Source organism: Singulisphaera photorubra, assembly GCF_045290345.1.
Lineage (GTDB): Bacteria > Planctomycetota > Planctomycetia > Isosphaerales > Isosphaeraceae > Singulisphaera.
On the sequence record NZ_CP155447.1, the window covers coordinates 7,551,908 to 7,573,137 of the forward strand.

Sequence of the window (21,230 nt, forward strand, 5' to 3'; positions counted from 1 at the left end):
GTCGGACCAGCAATCACACACGAATTTGACAGAGCGCTCTCGTTCTCCTTTGGGGAGTGGGAGTCTCCCCGTCTGCTCCCGAAGGCGAGGCTATTGATCGGCGTTGCCCGCATTTCAAGCGGGCTCGGCGGTGTGGTGTGGCGGGGCGATGCCAGGCGATCCAGCCTCGTCGGTCTTTGTATTTTTCGAAAACACGCGGCGACGTTGGGTCGAGGCCACTTCCCCATCGAGAGTGTCTGATGATGAATGAGAGACGGCTGATCCGCATTCTCGTCGTCGAGGATAGTCCGACCCAGATTCGAAAACTTCAGATCATTCTGAACGCGCTCGGCTACGAGGTCGAGGTGGCCTGTGACGCGGCCAGTGGGCTCGACCGATTCGGCGAGTCTGACTTCGACCTCGTTCTCAGCGACGTGATCATGCCGGGCCTCTCGGGATACGACCTCTGCCGCGAAATCAAGAAGACGTCACGCGGTCGTGAGGTCCCGGTGGTCCTTTTGACCAGCCTCAAAAAGCCGATTGATGTGATTCGCGGGCTCGGGTGTGGCGCTGATAACTACATTGCCAAGCCGTTCCAGGACAAGGATTTCGCGGGACGGATCCAGGCCATTCTGGCCGCCAAGAGTGCGCGAGCCCTGTCGAGGGGAGAAGTCCACGCCAGCGATGGCGATGACGTCTACTTCATGGGTGACAAGCTCACGATCAGCTCGAGCAAAGCGCAGATTCTCGATTTTCTCGGTTCGACCTTCGAGGATCTCGTCCACGCACGCCAGCGCGAATTCGAGGGGGCTCTGGCTCAGGAACGGCAGAACGCGATTGCCGATGCTTATCGGATTCGCGAGGAGCTTGCTCTCAAAGAAAAGGAAACGTTGCGGCAGTCGCATCAGTTCCTCCAATCCACGCTCGACGCGCTGACCAGCGGGGTGGCGATCCTCGACGCGTCAGGGACCATCCTGGCCGTGAACACGGCATGGCACCGATTCGGGAGTGAAGTGCTGATGGCCGGGATGGCCGGCGATGTCGGCACGAATTACCTCAATGTCTGCCGGTCTGCCTCGTGGGAGCACGCGAAAGAATGGGCGGCCATTGCCGCTGGCTTCCGTGCGGTCGTCTCACTGCGACGCGACGAATATTCCCAAGAATACCGTTGCCACTCCGCCGGCAAGCCACGTTGGTTCAGCATCCGCATGACCCGGTTCGGCGACTCGGCCCCGATCCATGTGGTCGTGGCGCTTGAGGATATCACCCAGCGGAAGGCGGCCGAGGAGCAACTGCTCCACGAGGCTTACCACGACTCCCTGACCGGCCTGCCGAACCGGACCTTGTTTAGTGACCGGCTCCAGCAGGCGGCCGCGCGGTCGAAACGAACGGCGTCGGCCCTCTTCGCCGTTCTTTTCCTTGACCTCGACGGCTTCAAAATCGTCAACGACAGCCTGGGACACATGGTCGGCGATCAGTTGCTCGTGATGATCGGTCAGAGACTGAGCCATGGTGTGCGCGAGGTCGATACGGTGGCGCGGCTCGGAGGAGACGAATTCGCCGTCCTGATGAACGACCTCGGCGCGGACAGTGACGCCGTCAGACTCGCGGAGCGGATTCAGGAGAGTCTCGCGGCCCCCTTCACCCTGGGGACGCACGAGATATTCACCAGTGCGAGTATTGGGATCGCCCTGAGTAGCTCGGACTATGAGCAGCCGACCGAGCTCCTTCGCGACGCGGACACGGCCATGTATCGTGCCAAGGCGGTGGGCAAGGCCCATCACGTCGTCTTTGATAAAGGAATGCATACGCGAGTTATGGCTCGCTTGAGGCTGGAGACCGACCTCCGCCGCGCTATCGAGAGGAACGAGTTCTACCTTGAGTATCAACCGATCGTTTTACTCGAGTCGGGCCGGGTTACTGGCTTTGAAGCGCTGATCCGCTGGAATCACCCTGAGCGCGGGCTGGTCTCACCCGGGGAGTTTATTCCGGCGGCCGAGGAGTCTGGGTTAGTCGTCCCGCTCGACCTCTGGGTGCTTCGCGAGGGCTGCCGCCAGATGAGCACCTGGCGAGCCAAGTTTCGCCCCGACGGCCCCTGGTCGATCAGCGTCAACCTGTCGGGCAGGCACTTCACCGAGCCCGGGCTGATCGACCAGATCGACCAGATCCTTCAGGAGACCGAACTCGACGGGCGATGGCTGCGGCTGGAGATCACCGAGAGCGCGATCATGGAGCATACGGAGTCGGCCATTGCGATGATCCGGCAGATCAGGGAGCGCGGAGTCGGCTTGAGCATGGACGACTTCGGCACGGGGTACTCGTCCCTGAGCTACCTTCATAAATTTGCCTTCGATATCTTGAAAATCGATCGCTCTTTCGTCAGCAGGATTGGACCCCACGGCAAGCACTCGGAGATCGTGGCAACGATCGTGACGCTGGCCCACAGCCTGGGGATGAAGGTGGTTGCCGAGGGGGTCGAAACTCGGGAACAGAGTGAGTACCTTCGCGCTCTGAGCTGCCAGTACGGTCAGGGCTATTATTTCTCCAAGCCGGTCCGATTCGAGGTGGCTGAGGCGATCCTCGAAAGGCAAGTGGCGCTCGACTCGTGCGCTTTGCCCTGAGCACCGGCCACTTACCCCGACTTAGGTCGATGAACAACGGCGAAGCCATCCCACGCGGGGCCGGCCGGCTTGAGCCGAGTCGCCGACGGATGTCGGGATTTGGCCAGCTCCGTTCGAAAGCTTGACCTAGGGTTTATCAGAATCAACACCTCAACACCTTGTGCCCAACCACCAGGGAGGAAGTTTCGTTGCGCGGGGCAGCCATCCACAACGAGCCGGGGAGCGGGGATCCGTTGCTGAGAGCGATCGCCGAGCTGCGCGACCAGATCGATCGCTTGATCGACGAGCAGCAGGTGGCTCTCGAGGGATTCGCAAGCGGGCTTGATGGGGATTGGGGAGCGGTCGATCGGTCGGTTCTCGCAGCGGAGGAGGCTTCGGACGCCTTGCTCTCCACGCACCAAGTCTCAGCCCCTCGGGTTGTTGTGGAAAACCATGTTCCCGCGGTTCGGGCGTCCGAGCCCACTCCGAAATGGGAACGACTGGCGAGGCCGGAGGTTTCGAACCCAGTTGACGAGCCTTCGGCCATGTCCTCGACCTCCAGCCCCATCTCGGCGGCCCCTCGCGAACCTGGGGCCGAAGTTCGATCGGACGACCCCAAGGAGCGACTCGACGCCCTGGTCAAACACTTCGACCGGATGCTGCGGCGGTCGGGAACCCCACCGGCCGGAGCGAGCGGACCCCCCTCATGATCCGCCCCTCATTTCTTGGCACGCAGGACGAGACTCCGCATCCTCTCTAGTATTCGCGTCAAGGAGTTCAGGCCCTTGCCAACGTCTGCCCCGCTCCAGCCTCCTCCCTGGTGCCTTTTTAGAAGCGATTCCCGCCCTTTCGCCGTCGGTCTCGAGGCGGTGGCCGAGGTTGTTCAGGCCGATCGGCTGATCCGGCTCGCGCATTGTCCTCCCCAGATCCTCGGCCTCTGCACTGTCCGGCGCGACATCGTTCCGGTGCTCTCGCTCAGCCCCGATGCCTCGGACGTGGCGCTGGACCCGGAAACCCCGGTCGTCGTGTTGGTCCTTCGTTCTGACCAAGGGATGTGGGGGATCCGGATCGACCGTGAAGGAACGGCTGTCAGCGATGGGGTGCTCGTTGCCCCGTTCCAGGGGGAGCCGACGACAGGAGGGGCGGAGGTCGTCGGCTCCGTCCAACGCGGCGACCTGGCCCACGCGGTTATCGACCCGGATCGCACCTGGTGGAATGTCCGAGCGTCGGTCGACGCCTGGTATCAACGCTGACTTACGAAATCGCATCAAGAACGATGGCCAGAGGCAAGAGCTGAGGAGAACGCCACCACGATGACTGTTGCTTTCAAGATCAGCCACCGCCCGTTCACGATCGGAGCCGTCGCGGGCGGAATTGGCGCGGCCGTGTCGTTCGGAGCGGTGACGCTGCTCGATTCGCGTCTCGGCGGTCCACTCGGCCTGATCGTCGGCGCGTCGGCGGGGGGCGCCGGGGCCTGGCTGGCAGTCCGTGCATTTCGGACACGGATCATCGAGGCCTTGTCTGCGCCGGTCGATCATCGCGGAAATTCCTCGGCTCCCTGCACTCCGCCTCTCGACCATGAGGAACTCGACGCTCTGGTCGTCGTTATCACGCAGTCGCTCGAAAGTCTCAGGCGGCACCAGATCGAGGGCCAGGAACTCGAACGCCTGACGCACGGCTCCTGGTCGTCGATCGCGGATGGGAATCCGCCGGGAAGCTCGACCTGGAACGCCAAGCAATGCGTCATGGGTCTTCTGGATGAGCTTCGCGAGACGACCGCACAGCTCCTGCGGCACACCGTTGCGCTCGAAGAGGCGAATGAACGGGTCGCCTCGGGGGCGATCGACCAGTCGGAGACGGTCGCGCGGGCGACGTTCAACGTCGAGACGCTCTCCGAGAAGATCGACCGGATCTCGCACAACGCCGAGAACGCGAACGAGGCATGCGAGCGGACTCGACAGGAAGCCCGCCGCGGCCTCGAGCAGGTCCACCGTGTCATCGAAGGGATGGAGCGGCTCCTCCTCCGAATCGAGTCGAGCGGTCGCAAGGCGAGGCGACTCGGAGATCGATCGGTCGAGATCGGCACGATCGTCGAATTGATCCGAGGGATTTCCAGCCGGACGGACATGCTCGCCCTCAATGCGACCATCGAATCGGTTCGCGCGGGTGAGCATGGGCGTGGCTTCGCCGTTGTCGCCGAAGAGATCCGCAAGCTGGCCGAGCGGACCGCCGCGGCGACCGGCGAGATCGGGACTCTGGTCGAGGCGATCCAGGCCGATGCGCACGAGAGCCTCCGGGCCCTGGGCGAAGAGCAAGGCGAGATGGAACAGGAGGTTCAGCGGATCCGTGAGACCGGATCGGCCCTGGATCGGATCAGCAAGGTTGCTGAACAATCCGCGGTCTTGGTGGAGGGGATCTCACGTTCCTCCAACGACCAGGTCCACTCAGCCCATGAGATGGTCCGGGCGATGCAGCGGATCTCCGAGGTTTCCCACCTTACCCTCGAGGGGACGAACCAGACACGCGAGTCCATTCGAGGTATCTCGATTTGCTGTGAGCGTTTGCAGCCACTTTCCTCGCAGGGAAGCTTGGGCGCGGTCCCACCTGGTGGCGATGAATTGGCCGTTGGCACTCTCCGACAGAGGCGGCGACGGACTCTCACAGCCGGCGAGCGAACCCCATGAGTACCGACGTCCCGCGGATGGCCGAGGCGTTTGACGGCCGGGTGGAGCGGCTCCGCCGTCACGTTCAGGAGATCGGCCTGGCCGAACGGTGCGACTTCGAGGAGTTCCGAGCCGACTTGCAGTCGGTTCAAGCTGAGTTCGATGCGGCCGGTCTGATCGCCCTCGCTCAGATTCTGGAACGAGTCGGAATGCTCGTTGAAGTCTGGGACTGTCTTGCCGTCGATGACCCTCGATCGGCCCGCGACATCGCCGATTTCTGCAACCGGGGCCTTGGGGAACTCTCCCTCGTCTGTTCCCCGAACGGGACGGGGGGCGATGGCGACCTCGACTGGATCCTTGAGGAGTCGAAAGCCCGCTGGGGCCAGTATCTCGGCCTCTTTGATGAAGAATACTCTCTGCCCGGCTCCGAGCGACCCGTCGACGAGCTTGTTTTCGACGACGAACCCGCGGCCATCGACTCCGCAAGTTTGCTCCGAATGCTGATGGGGTCGGCGGCTGAGGAACTTACTCCGCCTGCCCCGATGAAATCGGCCCCGGCCATCCAGCCGATTGCGAAAGCAGCCAGGGAGGCCAAACCCCTCCTTGCGCCGGCTCCTCCCCCCGAGGCTCGCCGCGAGTTTCCGGCTCCCCCTCGAAGCATCGAGATGGACCCCGAGCTGCGCGAGGCCTTTCTTGCGGAGGCGACCGACCTCTTCGAGCGAATCGAGGCCTTGGTCTTGAGCCTGGGAGGCTCGACCGATCCGTCCGAGGCGCTGGACGAGCTGGGCCGTTGCTTGCATACCTTGAAGGGGGCCGCCGGGAGCGTCGGCCTCCTGGAACTCGCCGCGCTGGTCCATTCCCTGGAGGAGCACCTTGACGGTCCTTCAGGCGCGGCGACCCCCGGGTTGATCGACCGGTTCTTCGGGGGACTCAAATATCTCGAAGGACTGCTGGTTGTGCTCCGTCAGGGGCCTTCGGCCAGTACCTTGGCGATCGATTCTGCCCCTGGTCTTTCGCCAAAGTGCGTCGATCAGCCGCCGCCAGTCGCTCAGCGGGCCGCGCCGATTGAGACGCGCCGCGAGGAGCACGGCCCTGCCCCATCGGCCGCCGAGGGACCGCTTCGGGTTCCCTCCGCCAAGGTGGACGACCTGATGGACATTGCCTCGGAGCTGATCACTCGTCGCGGCCTCTGGATCAACCAGGCCGACGCGATGAAGGATTTTGCCACGCAAGCCAAGGGTTGTCGTAGCCGCCTGATCGCCAGCATCGATCGATTCCACGACCTTGGGTTGTCGCGGGAGGGGGGCGATGTCCTCGCCCCGACGAGTCGCGGCACTCAGGCTGACTTCCCCTGGCTCCTCCGCCGGCTTTCGGAGCAGGCGGAGGATCTCGCCGTCTTGACCGACACGGCCCAGGCGGCCGCCCTCGTACTGTCGGACCAGCGCGACGCGATCACCCGCCTGACCCTTCAGCTCTGGGAGTCGCTCCAGTCGATCCGGATTACCCCCGTTCGCGGTCTCTTCCAGCGTCTGGCTCGGGTGGCCCACGATGCCGCTCGGGTCGAGGGACGGCAGGTCGAAGTGGTCATGGCCGGCGAGGAGAACGGACTCGACCGAGCGGTTCAGGACAAGGTCTTCGAGCCGATGCTGCACGTGATCCGCAATGCCGTGGGACATGGCATCGAGGGCGTCGCCGATCGGGTCAAGGCCGGCAAGCCGGTCGCCGGGCGGGTGACGCTGGGAGCCCGGAGCGAGGGCAACGCCCTGGTCCTGACGGTGAGTGATGACGGGCGAGGACTCGACTACGCGGCGATCGAGGCCAAAGGGCGTCGCCTTGGCCTGCTTGTCGCGAACGAGCCAGCCAGTCTCAACCGCCTGAACGCGCTCATCTTCCAGTCGGGGTTCTCGACGCGCGAAGAGGCGAACTCGATCTCAGGTCGGGGCGTTGGCATGGATGTCGTGAGCCAGGAGGTGGCCCGCCTCCATGGCACGATCGACCTGACCTCGCAGACCGGCCTCGGCACGACGCTCACGATCCGCCTGCCCGTCCGCCTGGCTCTGGAACAGCTCATGATCGTGCGGATCGATGGCCAGGCGTTGGCCCTCCCGCTCGCTCTGGTCGACCTCGCTCAACCGTTCGAACCGGGCGAGCAAGAGGGATGGGGCGCTGAGGCGACGGTGCGGGTTCGGGGCGAACAGGTCCGCTTGATCGTTGCTCGCGACGCGCTCGGTTTCTCGACAACACCCCCGGCTTCGAATCCTAAGCTTCTTCTGGTCCGCGCCCATGACGATTCGCTGGCTCTGCTGGTCGATGCGATCGACGGAACTCGCGAGCTGGTGCTCAGGCCGCTGGGTCCGCTCCTGGCGGGGCACCCGTTGATCTCGGGGACGGGCTTCCTGGCCAGTGGCGAACCGGTCCTCGCGCTGAACCCGGCGGGACTCTCACGCTGGCTCCGGGTTGGTGGGATTCCTGGCCTGGTCCTCAGCAAGAAGTCTGCCGTTCGTCAGGCTCCCATCCTCGTCGTCGACGATTCCATCAGTGTTCGCAAGGTGGTCACTCGTAATTTACGCTCACTCGGTTACGAGGTCGAAGAAGTTTCCCATGGGTTGGAAGCGTTGGGAAGGCTTCGGAACCATACGTATAGCATGATTCTTACCGACCTGGAGATGCCTCAACTCGATGGTTTCGAGCTCTTGGCGGAGCTCGCTCGCTCACGGTCCCTCGCATCACTTCCGGTCGTCGTGGCCAGCACCAAGTGCGACCCGGAGACGCGTCGACGGGTCCTGGAGTTAGGGGCCCGCGCCTTTTTGAGCAAGCCCGTTGAGCCGGAGACCCTGGCTCGCGTAATCCGTCCACTCCTCGATCCTCCGGTCACAACCGCGACCAGCTCCCCGGACCGTTCGACGAACGAAGCACGGACTGAGAGTCGAATCCACCTCATTGAAGGGACTCCATGGAAAGCCCGCTGATCCTGGTCATCGATGACAGTCCGACGATCCGCAAGATGGTCGAGTGCCACCTGTCGCAGGCCGGCTATCGGGTCGCCATCGCGCACGACGCCGAGAGCGGAATCGAGGCGGCCCGGACGATCAGGCCGAACCTGATCCTGCTGGACCACCAACTTCCAGGGACCACTGGCGACGAGGTCTGCCGCAAACTTCTCAGTGTCGAGGACACCGCCTCGATCCCGGTGGTCATCAGCTCGGCCATGAGGAACAGGGCGTTCGCCCTGTACACCGAGTTCCCCAACGTCGTTGACCAGATCCCCAAGCCGTTCACTCCCGAACTGCTGAAGAGTGGTGTGGCGAACGCGCTCCAGATGGGGGAACTAGTCGTTCAGGCCCAGCGCACGGGCTGTACGATGCCCGAGACGGTGGGCGAGGACCACGACTCCGCGCTCGAGGGGAACACACAGATCATCCCGTTCCACGCGGTGATCGACTTCCTAAACAACACCGAGCAGAGCGGTCGCTTGACCGTGGAATTCGGCAAGGACCGGATCCGGTTCTCCCTGTCCGGCGGCCGGATCCAGGCGGTCGTCTCGTCCACGGTTTCGCCCGACCGGCTTTTCGAGTTTCTCACCGAAGACCTGGCCGATCTCGCCCCCTTACTGGCGATCACCCTGGGTGAGACTCAGGATGCCTCGATGGCCGGACTGGTCCGGCTTCTCGAGAAGAGCCTGGCTGACCCAAGGCGGTTGCGCACCCTGCTCCGCTTTCAGGCGGCCGTCCTGACGCACTGGAGCCTCTCGGGAGAGACCGGGAAATTTCGGTTCGAGCCGGGCGGAACGCTCCCCCCCATGTTCCAGGCGTTTCCGCTCCAGACTAGCCTGCCGGCCCTCTCCGTCGAGGGGGTCCGTCGTTGCGGCCTCCCCGTCGATCTCCGGAACTGGGCGTCGGTGGTGATCGCGAGGCGGAATCCGCGGGGAGGGAACCTCGATCGGGCCGGCCTGTCCCCCGCCGATATCAAGGTTCATACCTTGCTCGATGGCGTCATGGATCTGGCGACCGTCGCCGAGCGGAGCGGTCAGGAGCTCGCCGTGGTGGTCGACACCATCTGTGGCCTCCAGCGGACCGGCCTGGTTGAGCGTCGCGCCCCTGCCTCGTCGGACTCGATCCTGCTGCTCGAGGATGACCCGGAGACGGTGCGGGTGGCTCAAAAGGTGCTTGGTCCCGAGGGGGAAGGCTACCAGCTCAAGGTGGTCCGCGACCGGATCGCCGCCCAGCTTCTGCTTCGGAGAACCCCGTATGCCCTGGTCCTGATCTCGCTCGACCACAAGGAAAATGAGGCCTTTTTTCAGAGCGTGAGACAACAAGCCGCCGCAACCACTCGCTACGTCGGCATCGTCGGGATCGACGACGAGAGCGAGCTCAACAGGCTCGACGAGATGGGACTCGACGGTGTCCTCCAGCGTCCCGTGACCGAGGCCGATCTCAAGGCGGTCGTCAAGCACCTGCTGGCGGCCGGGCAAATGGCCGTGGTCTGAACGGTTCCAGAGGGGCATTTCCATCTTGTCGGGGGGCACGGCTCCCCATGGAATCGGCTTGGGAGAACGAAAGCAAGAAGATGGTGGGCCGTGCCCACCCTTCGAGTCCGGTTTCCGCTGTCGTCAAGAATCGATGGGTTGGGATATCAGGTGTAGTGGAAGGGGCTCACATGAGCGTCAGTGAAGCACTGGAATACCAGGAAACAATCGCTCTGCTCCAGGAGGAGCTCGTCCGCCTTGAGAACGAGATCCGCTTGCGCGACGAGGCTGGATCCAGCGGTCCTGACGTCCGGGCGGGTGACGCGGTGGCCGAGGAGTCGGCGACCCTTCAGATTGCCTCGTTGATTGACGAACTGGCGAACCGTGACGAGACAATCAACCTGCTCCTGGACCAAGCCCGGTTGTTCGAGGAGGCCGAAGCTGCCGACCAGGCCAACTGGGAGCAACTTAACCATTGGGTGCAAGAACTCGAGCAGCGCGTCGAGAGTGGCGGTGGGTCGACTGAACCCTTGACGCGGGCACTCGAGGACGAACGGCGAAAAACGAGGTCGGAGTGGGAGGCGTTTCAAGCCGAGCGGCGGTCGTGGGATGCGCAGCGGACGGCCATGGAGTCCGAAACCGAGAAGCTTCGGGGACTGCTGGACCAGGCAACGCGGCAGTCGGCGGCGGCGGCGAGCGACTCGGTGCTCAAGGCCCTCGAGCAGGAGAACCGTCGGCTTCGCTCGGCCACGAACGAGCTGGCGCGGGTTGCCGCGGTCGCCGCCGAGGCCGAATCGCTCCGCGATCGGCTCATGACGTCCGAGGGGGAACTCGCCAAGACCGTGCGTGAACTCCAGGCGCTCGTCGACGACCAGAATCGTGAGCGGAACGAGCACGAGGCGATGGTCACCGAGCTTCGTAGCCAGTTGGCTCGCGAGACGCTCAAGCGACAGGAGACGCAAGTCTTGACCGCCGTGGCGCCGGCGGGGAAGGCTGATGACTCGATGAAGTCGCCCGACGAGCGGATCCGCGCCTTCCGGCTGCATCTCAAAGAGATCCATGAGAAGGAGGTCGAGGAACGCGCGCAGCGAACGCTCTCCGCGCGGCTTTCCCGGCTCTGGCGGAACACAGGACCCCGCGGATAAGTCGGCCTGCCGCAGGTCGTCCGCTCCCGCCCGAGCGGGGCGGACGCGCAAGGGGAACGGCATTCATGAACGGCGAACCTCCCATATCCTCGAGCAACGCACAGCCTCCCCGGCCGAGGGGGGGGACTGCGCGGCCCGATCTGCGCCCCTTACACCAAGGATTGGAGCGATTCCGCGACCTTGTTCACCAGCAACTCGACCGGATCGAGGCCATGGCCCTCGAACGGAATGACACCCCGTCGTCTCATCCCGATCCCTCTCAGCGCGAGCTCGAACTTCGCAAGAAAATCGCGGAGCTCGAGGAGCGGCAAGCCCGGCTCGTCACCGAGGCGAGACGCATGGAGCAGGAATGGCAGACCGGAATGGAAAAAATCGAAAATGACCGCCGGCTCCTCGCCGAGGCCTGGGATCGCCTGGAACGCGAGCGGATCGATGGCGGTGTTGGCACCACGGACGCCCCGAAACCGAGCTCAAGCCCTGTTCATGATTCCTCTGCCACCGTATTCCGGCCCGTCGTGGCGCCCGAGTCGAACGACGTGGTCACCCACACGGTTCTCAGTCAGTTCCAAGCGCTCAGGAGCGACGTCCGAAGGAACGCCAACGGACGTCGGCCCCACCGTTGAACCGGGAGTTTCAAGGAGAGCGGCGAATGTCTCGGTCTCGGCCCGTACGACCACTCGATTTTAGGATCACACGACCATGGCAAACGATCTGATCGTACCGCCCGAGACCGCTCCGAAAGGCTGGGCTGCACGCATGTTCGGAAGACTTGGAGGGCGCCGGGGAGGCTCGGCGAATTCGTCTCCCGCGGCCGAGAACCGGGGTCGGCACCTGTTTGCCGAGTCCGCCGAAAAGCAGATCCATAGTTTGACCCAGCGCCTGGTGGCCGACGATCGTTACGTCTTCGTCCTCCTGAATGAGGCGGTCGAGGACATCGAGGATCGGGAAACCGGCCAGGCCTGGAAGGCACTCGAAGCCCAGATGGCCCTCGTGCCCGCGGGCGTCGTGCAGGTGATTCGGAGTGACGGCGCCGTTCAGCCCACCGAGCTGACGGGCTACTACCTCGATCGCTGTGCGGTGACGAATCAGCAGTACCAGCGGTTCGTGAGCGCAGGGGATATGACAACCTGGAGATTTGGCCCCAGGAGGTCTGGCCCAGCCTGATGCGGTTCACCGATCAGACCGGTGATGCCGGCCCTCGCGGTTGGGAACGGGGCAAGTTCCCCGTGGGCAAAGCCGATCACCCGGTCGTCGGCGTTTGCTGGTACGAGGCCCTGGCCTATGCTCACTGGGTGGGCAAGCGGCTGGCGACCGCCGCCGAGTGGCAAAAAGCGGCCGGCTGGCCCGAGCACCTGAGCGGCGGCTGCGGCAACCGATACCCCTGGGGCGATATCTTCGACCCCACCCGAGCCAACCTCTGGGCCACCGGGCGGGGACAGACCGTCCCGGTCCGTGAGTTCCCCAAAGGGTCAACCCCCAACGGGATTTACCAGATGACGGGCAACGTCTGGGAGTGGATCAACGACCCCTTGGATTCCATCCCTTGCCACCCCAATGAGGTCTTTCAGCCCTGGAAGCCGATGCGGCGGATTGTCGGTGGCGCCTTCAATACCTACTTCCCGGCCGAGTCAACCTGCCAGTTCATCACCGGCCAGCCCGAGCTCGATCGATGCGACAACATCGGGTTCCGTTGCGCGATCTCGGTGGACCGCCTTCGCCCGCGAGTCTGATCGCCTTGGGTGATCCGGAATCTCCAGAAACAAGCGGAACAAGTGAACCAATATCCGACTGGCTAAGCTATGATCAATATTCTTTGCCCTCTCTGCTCGAGCCATCTCTACGAAGGGGAAGTGTGCCGGAGCTGCTATGCTCCGGCCGAGTTGATCGAATCGATTGCCGCCCGCGAGAAACCGCCGCGGTTCGTCGGAGTCCTCGGGCCGAGCGGCGTCGGGAAGACCGTCTATCTCGGGATGCTCCTCGACCTGCTCTCACGCGGCGTCGGCGGCCTGAACGGCATGGCGCGATCGCCTTTCTCGCTCTCGCTCCACCGGAGCCTGATCCTCTCGCTGGAGAAGCAGAGGTTCCCGGACAAGACCCCGAACGAGCCCGACCGCTGGCAGTGGGTCCATTGCGAGGTCTCCGGGGCCAAGCGGGGCCAGCAGTTCGATGTCGTGACCCCCGACGTCGCCGGCGAGGCCGTCATGGCCGAGCTCGACAACCCGAAGTCGAATAAGACGGTGCGCTCGCTGATCGGAAAGTGCTCGGCCTTGGTGGTTCTGGCAGACATCGTCCAGGTGGTGGCCGACGGTCAGGGGCAAGAGCTTTTCGCGATGCAACTCATTAGCTATCTCGATACGCTGCGGCAAAACACCAAGAAACGCAAGGTCGACATCCCGGTCGCACTGGTTTTCACCAAGGCCGATCTCTTCGAGGAGCCGATCCGGGATCCCGAGAGCTTCGCCAGGGCCAATGCCCCCGCGCTCTGGAATCTCTGCGAATCACGGCTCCAGCACTACAAGTTCTTCTGCTCGGGGGTGGCCGGTTCGGTGGGCAAGTTGGTTGATCGGAGCGGCCAGGAGACACTCGTTCCCTTGCGAGTCGAGCCGCGCGGAATCATCGAACCGTTCGCGTGGATGATGACCCAACTCCGCTGATCGGATCGCCGGGGAGTCGCGCCGTGTGGGCTGAGCAGGCGATCTTCACATCAATGACCCGGCTTGGGAAATCGGGCTATCACGTCGTGGCTCGATCGGCGGGTCTCTCTGAGTCGGACGCCATCATTCTCGCGACCTGGTCCCCTTCTCATGGCGCCTTGATCGTGGATGCGGCCAACCGGGTGAGCGTCAACTTTCATCCGATGCCCGGCCGCCGCTACGCTCTGTCGCGGACTTGTGAAGGCCCCCCCGAGTACAGTGGCCGGGGCGGCCGACAGCTCTATACCCACGCGCTCATCTTCGAGACCACCAAGCTCAAACAGGCCGATTACCAACCGTTTGCCATCTATCGCGATGCCCTGGCGCTGGGCTACTTCCACTATCGCGGTGAGCCCCAGACGATACTTCCCACCGTCGAACTCTCCGTCACCTACCTCCATCCCGACGAGTCGACCTGGGCCGATCGCGCCCAAGCGTTGGGCCTCACCAATGTCGAGACACTTCGGCGTAAGCTGTCTTCAGGTGAAGATGTCAAGCTGTCCTACTCTGGCGATCGCGTGGCCCTGGCGGAATGCCTGATCGCCCCTCTCAAATCCGAAGTCCGCTCCGAGATCAGCTTCGCCACGAGCCTTCATCCCTCTGCGGTCCGCCCCTATCGACTGGTGCTCGTCGACGGGAATCACTGAAACTCTGAGATCGTCGATTAGCCGGCGATCGTTCTCAGGTGAAGAGTTCGAGGATCGGTTCACCGTGGTCGACGAGGCGTCGTGGCCGGTTCTGGACGTCCTGGAAACGCAGCGCCGGATTGATTCCGAGCGCGTGATAGAGCGTTGCGATCAGGTCGAACGGGTGAACCGGGTTGGCCTTGGGGAAGGCGCCATGCTTGTCGGACTCGCCGTGGACCTGGCCGCCCTGGATTCCGCCCCCCGCGACCAGGGCGGAATAGCAGTGTGGCCAGTGGTCGCGTCCGCCCGGGCCGACGTTCATGGTCGTCGATGCGCCGATCCGGGGGGAGCGGCCGAACTCACCGATCGCGACGACCAAGGTCTCGTCAAGGAGCCCCCGCGCGGCGAGGTCGGCGAGTAGCGCGGCGGCGGATTGGTCGAAGACCGGACAGCGGTGCTCGCGGAGCATCGGAAAGTTGTTGCGATGCGTGTCCCACGATCCGTCCGGGCCCGCGGCTGGCTCGTCGTCCGATCGGGCCGGCCAGGTGACCTGCACGAAACGGGCGCCGGATTCGACAAGACGCCGGGCCACCAGACAACTCTGGCCGAACCGGGTGGGGCCATACTCGGCCCGGGTCGAGGCCGCTTCCTGATCGAGCCGGAACGCCCGGTCGGCCCGGGCCGACTCGATCAGTGAAAACGCCCTGGTGTAGAAAGTCTCGAAATCGATGGGGCCGAGGTCGTCGCTCGCCCTGGCGGCCGCGCGGAGGTCGAGCCGCGCCCGGAGCCGGCCCAGGGTCATCTCCGGCGGGAGCGTAAACTCCGCGGCGCGGAGCGGGCCGGTGGGGTCATCATACATCGTGTACGGGTCGAAAGCGTTTCCCAGCAGGCCGGCGGACTGGGCGACTCCGATAAACACATTTTCCTTGACCGGCCCGCAGAGCGCGACGTAGCTGAGCGCTCCGGCATCGGAGGGCCGGAACTTTGCGACCGAGGAGCCGACGGAAGGCAGGTCGTCGCGCGACGGCGGCACGGCCAGGCCGGTTGGGGTGAAGTTGGTGGGGTCGTGGCCGGTCAGCACCGTATAAATCGCCGCCCCGTGGTTGGCCAGCCCCTTGGGGTTGAAGCCGAGCGAGCGGATCAGGGCGAACTTGTCGGCATGCCGGGCCAGCCGGGGGAGGACCTCGCCGAGAAAGACCCCCGGTGCGCTCGTGGCGATCGGGCGGAACTCGCCTCGAATCGACGAAGGCGCGTCAGGCTTGGGGTCCCAGAGGTCGATGTGGCTGGGCGCCCCCTGCAAGTACAGCAGAATGACCGATTTCGCCCGGCCGAACCCGCGGCTGCCATCCGGCACGCGACCCGGTTCGCCGCCCCGCTTCGCCCGGGCTCGTTCCTCCCCTTTCAAAAGTTGGGGGAGGCCGAGCCCGAACAGCCCGAGCGTGCCAATCTGGAGCAGCTCGCGGCGGGACCAACCGTCGCACAACCGCCCTGGTCGGTCCAGAATCGAGAGCATACCGGCCACCTCCTCTCGGTGCCGACCGAGCCTTCGACGCGATCCAAATTCGCACCTGTTTTCAGGATTGTCCTGGTCCTGAAGGACGCTTGTCAAGGCAACGGGCCTGCGCCCGAGCCGCTTCGCGGGGCGCAGAGGCTAGCATTCAAGTCAAAATGTTATACATGCGTTGTTTGTGTGCGCGTTAGGTTTATGGATTAGTTTGCAGGAAGTTCCTTGATTGCCTCACGGACGACGGGAAGCTCGCTCGTTTCCCGCCTGATTGCGCGGACGACTCCATCAGGGCCGATCACGACGGTTGTCGGTAAGCGACGAATGCCGAACGACGCGGCGGTCAAGTCCTTGGAGTCGAGCAGGACGGGGAGGCGGAGCTTCGACGAGTCGAGGGCCTTGCGCACATCCTCGGCGTCCTCGCCGACGCTGACCGTGTACAGGGCCACTCCACGCTCCTTCCATTGAGGTTCCAGCTCAGCCAAGGGGGCGAGTACCGACATGGAGTCACTCGACCAGCTCGCCCAGAAGACGAGGATGACCGGCTTACCCTTGAGGCTGGCAAGGTTGACCTGGCTGCCGTCGAGCACTTTGAGTGCGGTGGCCGGCGCGGGCTTGCCGACGAGCTCGGCCGACTCCTGGTAAAAGAGGGCCTCGAACACATCCTCGACACGTTTGGCCCCTTCGGGGAGCTCGGCCCGAAAGGTTTGATCGGGGATCGGCTGGTCGATCGTCCAGGTGTACCGGGCCTCGCGGACCACCCTGCTCTCCTTGCCGCCGCTGAGCGGCGTCACTCGGGTCGAGGTCATTTTTCGCTCGAGGGGCTGGTCTTTGGGGCCGATCCAGAGATCGAGGACTGCGCCATGCCAGTCGACCTGAAAGCGTTCCGTCGCGATGCCGTCGACCTCCTCCGCGCCGACGAACTTCGCCTGGGACGTCTCGCGGAGAATATGATCGCGCATGTCGTGCCGGGTGAGGATTTCCAGGCCCGACCCTTCGAGGATCCTGGGAATGATCAGGGTCCGGGCGATCTGGCCGGCGGGGTTCGGCCCCTCGTAGCGCGAGTAAACCTTCGGTTCCAGGTCGTAGAGCGTGGTCAGCGATTGGCCGTCGCAGACCGCCCGAAGGACGGGCTTCCTGACGTCGTCAATGACCGCTTCGGACTCAATGGCGACCGAATCGGGTCGCCGGACGGCGATCTTGTGGGTCACGACCGTGTCGGGGGCGACCGCGCCGGCGACAGTCGACTTGGTGGTCATCTCAACGGCGACGCGGAACGTCTTGGCGCTCTTCATCACGGTCTGCGAGGCCATTAGAAGCTCGTCGAATCGCGGGTCGATCCGTCGTGTCTCGGTCAAGGGCTTGAACGGGGCGTCGTCGGCCTTGGGTGCCTGGGCCAACACGACCAGTCCCAGAACAGCGAAATAAGAGAACATCGCTTTGTTCCTCACTTTGGAGAAGTCGATCCGGTGCGATGCGAAGGGACCTCGGCCGCTCGGATTCCTTAGTTCAGCATCTCTTGGAGTTGGTCGAGCATGTTGGCGAGGTCCTGGAACCGGGCGATGTTGGGGCCGACCCGTCCGCGCGCGACCGCGGCGATTCGCCGGTTGATCGAGTTCGCGTAGCTCTGGGCCACGGCCAATGTCTGGGCGAGGTCGCGGCGGCGTGCGCCGGCCCGCACTTGCTGGTTCAAGTTGAGCAGGCTGCCGCGGAGGTTGCGTGCGTCGGCGACGAACTGGAACCCCCCTGGCACCGTGCTTGCGTTGGCGGAGACGCCTTGAAGGAAGCCGTCGCTTTCGGCCAGGGCCTGGTTGATCAAGGCCAGGAACGCCGGGCCAGGACCAGGATCGCCCCCAGGGGGAGGAGGGAATCCGGGGTTGACGATGACGCCACCGCCAATCCCGGGCCTGGGAGGCATGAGTTGGCCCGGGACGTTCAGCAGGGTGGCCACCCGATTCAAGGAGTCGATCACAGGGACCCAGGTCTGGATGACCGTTGGCGGCGGATTCGTCTGTCCCAGGAGCGTATTGATGTCGCTGGCCACCAGGCGGAGTTGCTGGAAGGACTGTTGCAACTCCTCGAATCGGATCCGCGCGTTCTGCAGTCCCTGGAAGTACCGGACCTGCTCGTTCAGCGATTGTGCCGAATCCGCCAACGCTCGGAACGAGTTCTGGACGAAGCCGGCATAATTGTTCGTCGCAATTCGGAGGTTCGCGGTCGCATCGGTCAAGCTCCGGACTGAGCAGGGCAGCCCCGGGATCTGGATCGGCTGGACCCCGATCAGCGGCGGCGGCCCGCCCGGGAGGGGGCCGTAGGCGCCGATCAGGTTGCTTATCTGGAAGGCCACTTTCTGGAGCCGGTCGACCGACGCGGAGCTCCGCGGGGAGTTGCCCCCCACGCCACGCAGGACGCTATTCAACTCGGTGAAGGCCAGGTCGAACTGATTCATGGAGCGAGCGATTTGCGCCTGCTCCGCGATCCCCGACTGGGCGTTCCGCGCGACCTGGTTGGCCGCGTTGAGCACCGCTCCGGCCCGCATCTCGACCTGTCGGCCCGCGAACGTGCCATAAAGTTCATAGCGGAGGTTGTCGAGCAGTTGCTGGGCCTCGGTCGCCAGGGAGTTGGCCAGCCCTGGCAATTGCCGCGGTGTGACAGCGCCGGGGGGTGGATAGAACTGGTTGTGGTTGGGGTTGTATGGAGCGTGATCAATCGCGTGGTTCCGGGGCGGATCAAAATTCCCGAATTGACCCAGCGAGGGTCGAGCCATCAGAAGAGCGAGCCCCGTGCATAACCCAGCGGCGAATACTCGAATTTTCATGCTTTGGGTCCTCATCGCCAGGCAAAAAGGGGCCCAGTCAGATTGGGCGTACGGCTTGATGTGCGGGCCTCAGAACCAATTCCCATCCCGCCGTGGACCAGTTGCCCGATCGGCCCGAAGTTTGACCTATGTTTGGGTGATATCTTGCAGGAATTCATCGTTCTCGAGGGGCTGTTGCTTGGGGATTCGGGCGAGTCCTGCCTCTGTTTCGAATGCGCTCGGATGTGCGCCGCCGCAAATCCAGGATGGTGATTGGATGGGTTGAGATTCCGTCCTCACCGCCTGCTGACAAATCTGGCCGGGATCGGCTAGAGTTGAACAGGTTGATACGGATGTTTCAACGATGATGGCTTTGACCACGGCCTTTATTTCTTCCATGAGGCGTAGAGCGGGACCAAGCCGCTGAGGATTTCAAGTGGGTGGGCGATCGGCAACGATCGAGAACTCGACGGGACCAAACCTTGACATCCAACCTTCCTGGCTCACCCCCCCAGGCCGCTGTTGACGGGATCAGTCGACCACGGACGAAAACACCTGGAGAGACCTGCGCCTACGGTATGGCCGGGGGGGCAGTCAGCCTTTTCTCATGAATGTGACCATTCAATGCGCCCACTGCGGTCGGCCACTGAAGGCACCTCGGCAGATGGCTGGTCGACCAGTCCAGTGTCCGAGCTGCAATGGCCGTTTTGTGCTTCCCGAGAACCTCGGGCGGTCGGTTCCCAAGCGAGAGCCAAGTTCCTCGTTGTCCTCGCATGCGTTGCCGAAGCATGATGACATGTTGAGCCGTTCCATGTTGGTGCCGGCTCCCGGAGCGGGGAGCGGGTCGCCAGCCGGTCTGATTTGTCGCCTCGAGCCCAATACCCTCCGCTGGCTCGATGTTACCGAGCACCTCGTCGCGTTCCTCGGCCAGTCGCTGGGCGAACTCCGCCGACGAAGCTTTCTGGAATTCCTCCACCATGACGATCAGGCCCTGGCTGAGGATGAGTTTCGCCAGGCGCTCGAACTGGGGGAGCGGCACGACTTTGTGCTGCGAGTCCGCGGCGCATCCGGCGAATGGCACTACATGCGCGTCCATACCCAGGCCCGCTACGAGCGGGATGGCCGGGTCCATCACATCCGCTGCAACCTGAAGGATGTCACCGACCGGATCCGCGCGGAGCAAGAGCTGCGGCGACGGACCGAGCAGTTGACCGACGCCAACCTGCGCCTGCGTCAGACCAACGAGAAGCTCAAAGAAGCGCAGAGCCAGCTCATCCATTCCGAGAAGCTCGCCTCGCTGGGCACTCTCGCGGCGGGCATGGCCCACGAGATCAACAATCCACTGGCGTTCGCCTCGAGTAACGTCGAAGTGCTCGAACGCGAGCTCGGCACCATATTGAGGCTCCTCGAATGCTACCGGTCGGGCTGGGAGATCTTGCACCAGGCCAACCCCGATCTGGCCGGCGAGATCGCTCAACTCGAAGAGCAGGTCGACATGCCGTACTTGCAGGAGAACCTGCTCAGCATGGCCCAATCGACGCGCAAGGGGTTGAAACGGGTCGCTCATACCGTTCAAAACTTGCGTGGATTTGCACAGCTTGACCGGGCCGAGATCGGTGAGATCGACGTCAACCTTGCGATCGATCAGAGCCTGAGCATGCTCGGCGACCTGCTGAACCGCAACCAGATCGAGGTGGTCCGTCGATTCGCCGAACTCCCCCTGCTCGAATGCGCTCCCGCGCACATGAACCAGGTCTTTCTCAACCTCTTGATGAACGCCATGCAGGCCATTGAGGCGTCCGGAAAATCCTCCGGCCGACTTGAGGTGATCACCGGCCACCAGGGGGAGCTCATCCTGGTGGAACTCGCCGATGACGGCTGCGGCATCCCTCCCGATATCCTCTCTAAAATCTTCGACCCCTTCTTCACCACCAAGCCGATCGGCCGCGGCACCGGACTCGGCCTGAGCCTCAGTCACGGCATCATCGCCGAGCATGGCGGCCGCGTCGACGTCGAGAGCGAAGTCGGCTTGGGGACCCGGTTCCGCATCCAGATGCCGATCCGTCGTCACGCCGGCGGAGCCCAGCCGCCAAACGATGCAAGCCCCCCGGCCGTTTCGATCGCGTAAGGTGGGCACGGCCCACGAGGGGCGAGCGTTTGCTTGCGGTTCCCCTGCGTTTCGCTCGCCTTTCGGGCGAGCGTCTGTTTCATTCCCACCAGGCTGGGAGAGAATTGCCAACCAGGTGATGAAATCGGGACAGCAGCCTCTTGAATGCGCCAGAACGTTCTTGTAAAAGAGTTCCACTTGCCCTTGGCTGTTGGGGGGCTGTGGGTCTGGAAGACCAGGTCTAGCTCGGTGCTCTGCACCAGGGCGGCGTTGCGCCGCTCGAGCGTTTGGGTTTTCATGCGTCACAACGAAGGCTGTTTCAGACTCGCTATCGTCCCGAGGGGGTCGTAGTTCTTCGCGGGTCTGGATCAACCTCGCCGGTCGTGGTTCCGCGAAGAACTACGACCCCCTCGGGACGGCGAGTCAGAGAGCCTTCGATGTTCCAGGTCTTGTGGTAGACGATCTTCCAGACTCTTGAGAGCGGGCTGTCTCGAACGCGTTCGAGCAGCCCGCTTTCTTCTCGTGGTTGTGGCGATAGGGGAATGATGCTCTCATAAGTCAAGCCGGCAATGCCCAGTTTCGGGTGGGTTCCAGGGTTGAGATCAGAGCTCGCTTCCCAATCAACTCCTACCTCCAGCGGGATTAGGCAAA

General features: G+C 63.7%; 16 protein-coding genes. 13 read left to right on the plus strand and 3 right to left on the minus strand.

Annotated features, from left to right (window positions below; translation table 11 throughout):
- Nucleotides 1–239: 239 nt before the first annotated feature.
- The 12 genes from V5E97_RS28450 to V5E97_RS28505 all read left to right on the plus strand — a co-directional run bounded on the left by V5E97_RS28450 (nucleotide 240) and on the right by V5E97_RS28505 (nucleotide 14,192).
- Nucleotides 240–2,600: a GGDEF/EAL domain-containing response regulator gene (locus V5E97_RS28450; RefSeq protein ID WP_406694943.1), complete on the plus strand. Its 2,361-nt coding sequence runs from the start codon at nucleotides 240–242 to the stop codon at nucleotides 2,598–2,600.
- A 188-nt stretch (nucleotides 2,601–2,788) separates the two neighbouring features.
- Complete coding sequence (locus V5E97_RS28455) at nucleotides 2,789–3,289, plus strand: hypothetical protein (protein WP_406694944.1); 501 nt, start codon at nucleotides 2,789–2,791, stop codon at nucleotides 3,287–3,289.
- Between the two features lie 75 nt (nucleotides 3,290–3,364).
- Nucleotides 3,365–3,832, plus strand: a complete 468-nt coding sequence (locus V5E97_RS28460; RefSeq protein WP_406694945.1) for a chemotaxis protein CheW — start codon at nucleotides 3,365–3,367, stop codon at nucleotides 3,830–3,832.
- A 60-nt stretch (nucleotides 3,833–3,892) separates the two neighbouring features.
- Nucleotides 3,893–5,263 carry a methyl-accepting chemotaxis protein gene (locus V5E97_RS28465; protein WP_406694946.1) on the plus strand — a complete coding sequence of 457 codons (1,371 nt, stop codon included), beginning with the start codon at nucleotides 3,893–3,895 and terminating at the stop codon, nucleotides 5,261–5,263.
- On the plus strand, nucleotides 5,260–8,211 hold the full coding sequence (locus V5E97_RS28470; RefSeq protein WP_406694947.1) for a hybrid sensor histidine kinase/response regulator: 2,952 nt from the start codon (nucleotides 5,260–5,262) through the stop codon (nucleotides 8,209–8,211). The genes V5E97_RS28465 and V5E97_RS28470 overlap by 4 nt, the downstream gene beginning before the upstream one ends.
- A complete protein-coding gene (locus V5E97_RS28475) occupies nucleotides 8,196–9,728 on the plus strand; it encodes a response regulator (RefSeq protein ID WP_406694948.1) in 1,533 nt (510 codons plus the stop codon). The genes V5E97_RS28470 and V5E97_RS28475 overlap by 16 nt, the downstream gene beginning before the upstream one ends.
- Before the next feature lie 170 nt (nucleotides 9,729–9,898).
- The gene (locus tag V5E97_RS28480) at nucleotides 9,899–10,852 is read left to right on the plus strand and encodes a coiled-coil domain-containing protein (RefSeq protein WP_406694949.1); all 954 of its coding nucleotides are present in this window, start codon (nucleotides 9,899–9,901) and stop codon (nucleotides 10,850–10,852) included.
- A gap of 65 nt (nucleotides 10,853–10,917) precedes the next feature.
- Nucleotides 10,918–11,475, plus strand: coding sequence for an OmpH/Skp family outer membrane protein (locus V5E97_RS28485; protein ID WP_406694950.1), 558 nt, complete (start codon nucleotides 10,918–10,920; stop codon nucleotides 11,473–11,475).
- Between the two features lie 76 nt (nucleotides 11,476–11,551).
- Nucleotides 11,552–12,016: a hypothetical protein gene (locus V5E97_RS28490; protein WP_406694951.1), complete on the plus strand. Its 465-nt coding sequence runs from the start codon at nucleotides 11,552–11,554 to the stop codon at nucleotides 12,014–12,016.
- The gene (locus V5E97_RS28495; RefSeq protein ID WP_406694952.1) at nucleotides 12,016–12,582 is read left to right on the plus strand and encodes a formylglycine-generating enzyme family protein; all 567 of its coding nucleotides are present in this window, start codon (nucleotides 12,016–12,018) and stop codon (nucleotides 12,580–12,582) included. The genes V5E97_RS28490 and V5E97_RS28495 overlap by 1 nt, the downstream gene beginning before the upstream one ends.
- A gap of 69 nt (nucleotides 12,583–12,651) precedes the next feature.
- Nucleotides 12,652–13,506, plus strand: coding sequence for a TRAFAC clade GTPase domain-containing protein (locus V5E97_RS28500; protein ID WP_406694953.1), 855 nt, complete (start codon nucleotides 12,652–12,654; stop codon nucleotides 13,504–13,506).
- On the plus strand, nucleotides 13,482–14,192 hold the full coding sequence (locus tag V5E97_RS28505; protein ID WP_406694954.1) for a GAP1-N2 domain-containing protein: 711 nt from the start codon (nucleotides 13,482–13,484) through the stop codon (nucleotides 14,190–14,192). The genes V5E97_RS28500 and V5E97_RS28505 overlap by 25 nt, the downstream gene beginning before the upstream one ends.
- Nucleotides 14,193–14,226: 34 nt before the next feature.
- Here V5E97_RS28505 and V5E97_RS28510 read toward each other — a convergent pair whose 3' ends face one another.
- The 3 genes from V5E97_RS28510 to V5E97_RS28520 all read right to left on the minus strand — a co-directional run bounded on the left by V5E97_RS28510 (nucleotide 14,227) and on the right by V5E97_RS28520 (nucleotide 18,493).
- A complete protein-coding gene (locus V5E97_RS28510) occupies nucleotides 14,227–15,684 on the minus strand; it encodes a DUF1501 domain-containing protein (protein ID WP_406694955.1) in 1,458 nt (485 codons plus the stop codon).
- A 197-nt stretch (nucleotides 15,685–15,881) separates the two neighbouring features.
- The gene (locus V5E97_RS28515; RefSeq protein ID WP_406694956.1) at nucleotides 15,882–17,111 is read right to left on the minus strand and encodes a DUF2092 domain-containing protein; all 1,230 of its coding nucleotides are present in this window, start codon (nucleotides 17,109–17,111) and stop codon (nucleotides 15,882–15,884) included.
- Nucleotides 17,112–17,179: 68 nt separating this feature from the next.
- A complete protein-coding gene (locus V5E97_RS28520; RefSeq protein ID WP_406694957.1) occupies nucleotides 17,180–18,493 on the minus strand; it encodes a hypothetical protein in 1,314 nt (437 codons plus the stop codon).
- 775 nt (nucleotides 18,494–19,268) lie between these two features.
- Between V5E97_RS28520 and V5E97_RS28525 the strand changes: the two genes are divergently transcribed.
- Nucleotides 19,269–20,600: a sensor histidine kinase gene (locus V5E97_RS28525; RefSeq protein WP_406694958.1), complete on the plus strand. Its 1,332-nt coding sequence runs from the start codon at nucleotides 19,269–19,271 to the stop codon at nucleotides 20,598–20,600.
- Nucleotides 20,601–21,230: the final 630 nt, after the last annotated feature.

What these genes read in the sequence shown, in the direction of transcription:
- V5E97_RS28510 (WP_406694955.1), bottom strand. Translation starts at nt 15,684, where the DNA reads ATGCTCTCGATTCTGGACCGACCAGGGCGGTTGTGCGACGGTTGGTCC.
- V5E97_RS28450 (WP_406694943.1), top strand. Translation starts at nt 240, where the DNA reads ATGATGAATGAGAGACGGCTGATCCGCATTCTCGTCGTCGAGGATAGT.
- V5E97_RS28525 (WP_406694958.1), top strand. Translation starts at nt 19,269, where the DNA reads ATGTTGAGCCGTTCCATGTTGGTGCCGGCTCCCGGAGCGGGGAGCGGG.
- V5E97_RS28520 (WP_406694957.1), bottom strand. Translation starts at nt 18,493, where the DNA reads ATGAAAATTCGAGTATTCGCCGCTGGGTTATGCACGGGGCTCGCTCTT.
- V5E97_RS28515 (WP_406694956.1), bottom strand. Translation starts at nt 17,111, where the DNA reads ATGTTCTCTTATTTCGCTGTTCTGGGACTGGTCGTGTTGGCCCAGGCA.
- V5E97_RS28470 (WP_406694947.1), top strand. Translation starts at nt 5,260, where the DNA reads ATGAGTACCGACGTCCCGCGGATGGCCGAGGCGTTTGACGGCCGGGTG.
- V5E97_RS28495 (WP_406694952.1), top strand. Translation starts at nt 12,016, where the DNA reads ATGCGGTTCACCGATCAGACCGGTGATGCCGGCCCTCGCGGTTGGGAA.
- V5E97_RS28500 (WP_406694953.1), top strand. Translation starts at nt 12,652, where the DNA reads ATGATCAATATTCTTTGCCCTCTCTGCTCGAGCCATCTCTACGAAGGG.
- V5E97_RS28475 (WP_406694948.1), top strand. Translation starts at nt 8,196, where the DNA reads ATGGAAAGCCCGCTGATCCTGGTCATCGATGACAGTCCGACGATCCGC.
- V5E97_RS28480 (WP_406694949.1), top strand. Translation starts at nt 9,899, where the DNA reads ATGAGCGTCAGTGAAGCACTGGAATACCAGGAAACAATCGCTCTGCTC.
- V5E97_RS28465 (WP_406694946.1), top strand. Translation starts at nt 3,893, where the DNA reads ATGACTGTTGCTTTCAAGATCAGCCACCGCCCGTTCACGATCGGAGCC.
- V5E97_RS28485 (WP_406694950.1), top strand. Translation starts at nt 10,918, where the DNA reads ATGAACGGCGAACCTCCCATATCCTCGAGCAACGCACAGCCTCCCCGG.
- V5E97_RS28490 (WP_406694951.1), top strand. Translation starts at nt 11,552, where the DNA reads ATGGCAAACGATCTGATCGTACCGCCCGAGACCGCTCCGAAAGGCTGG.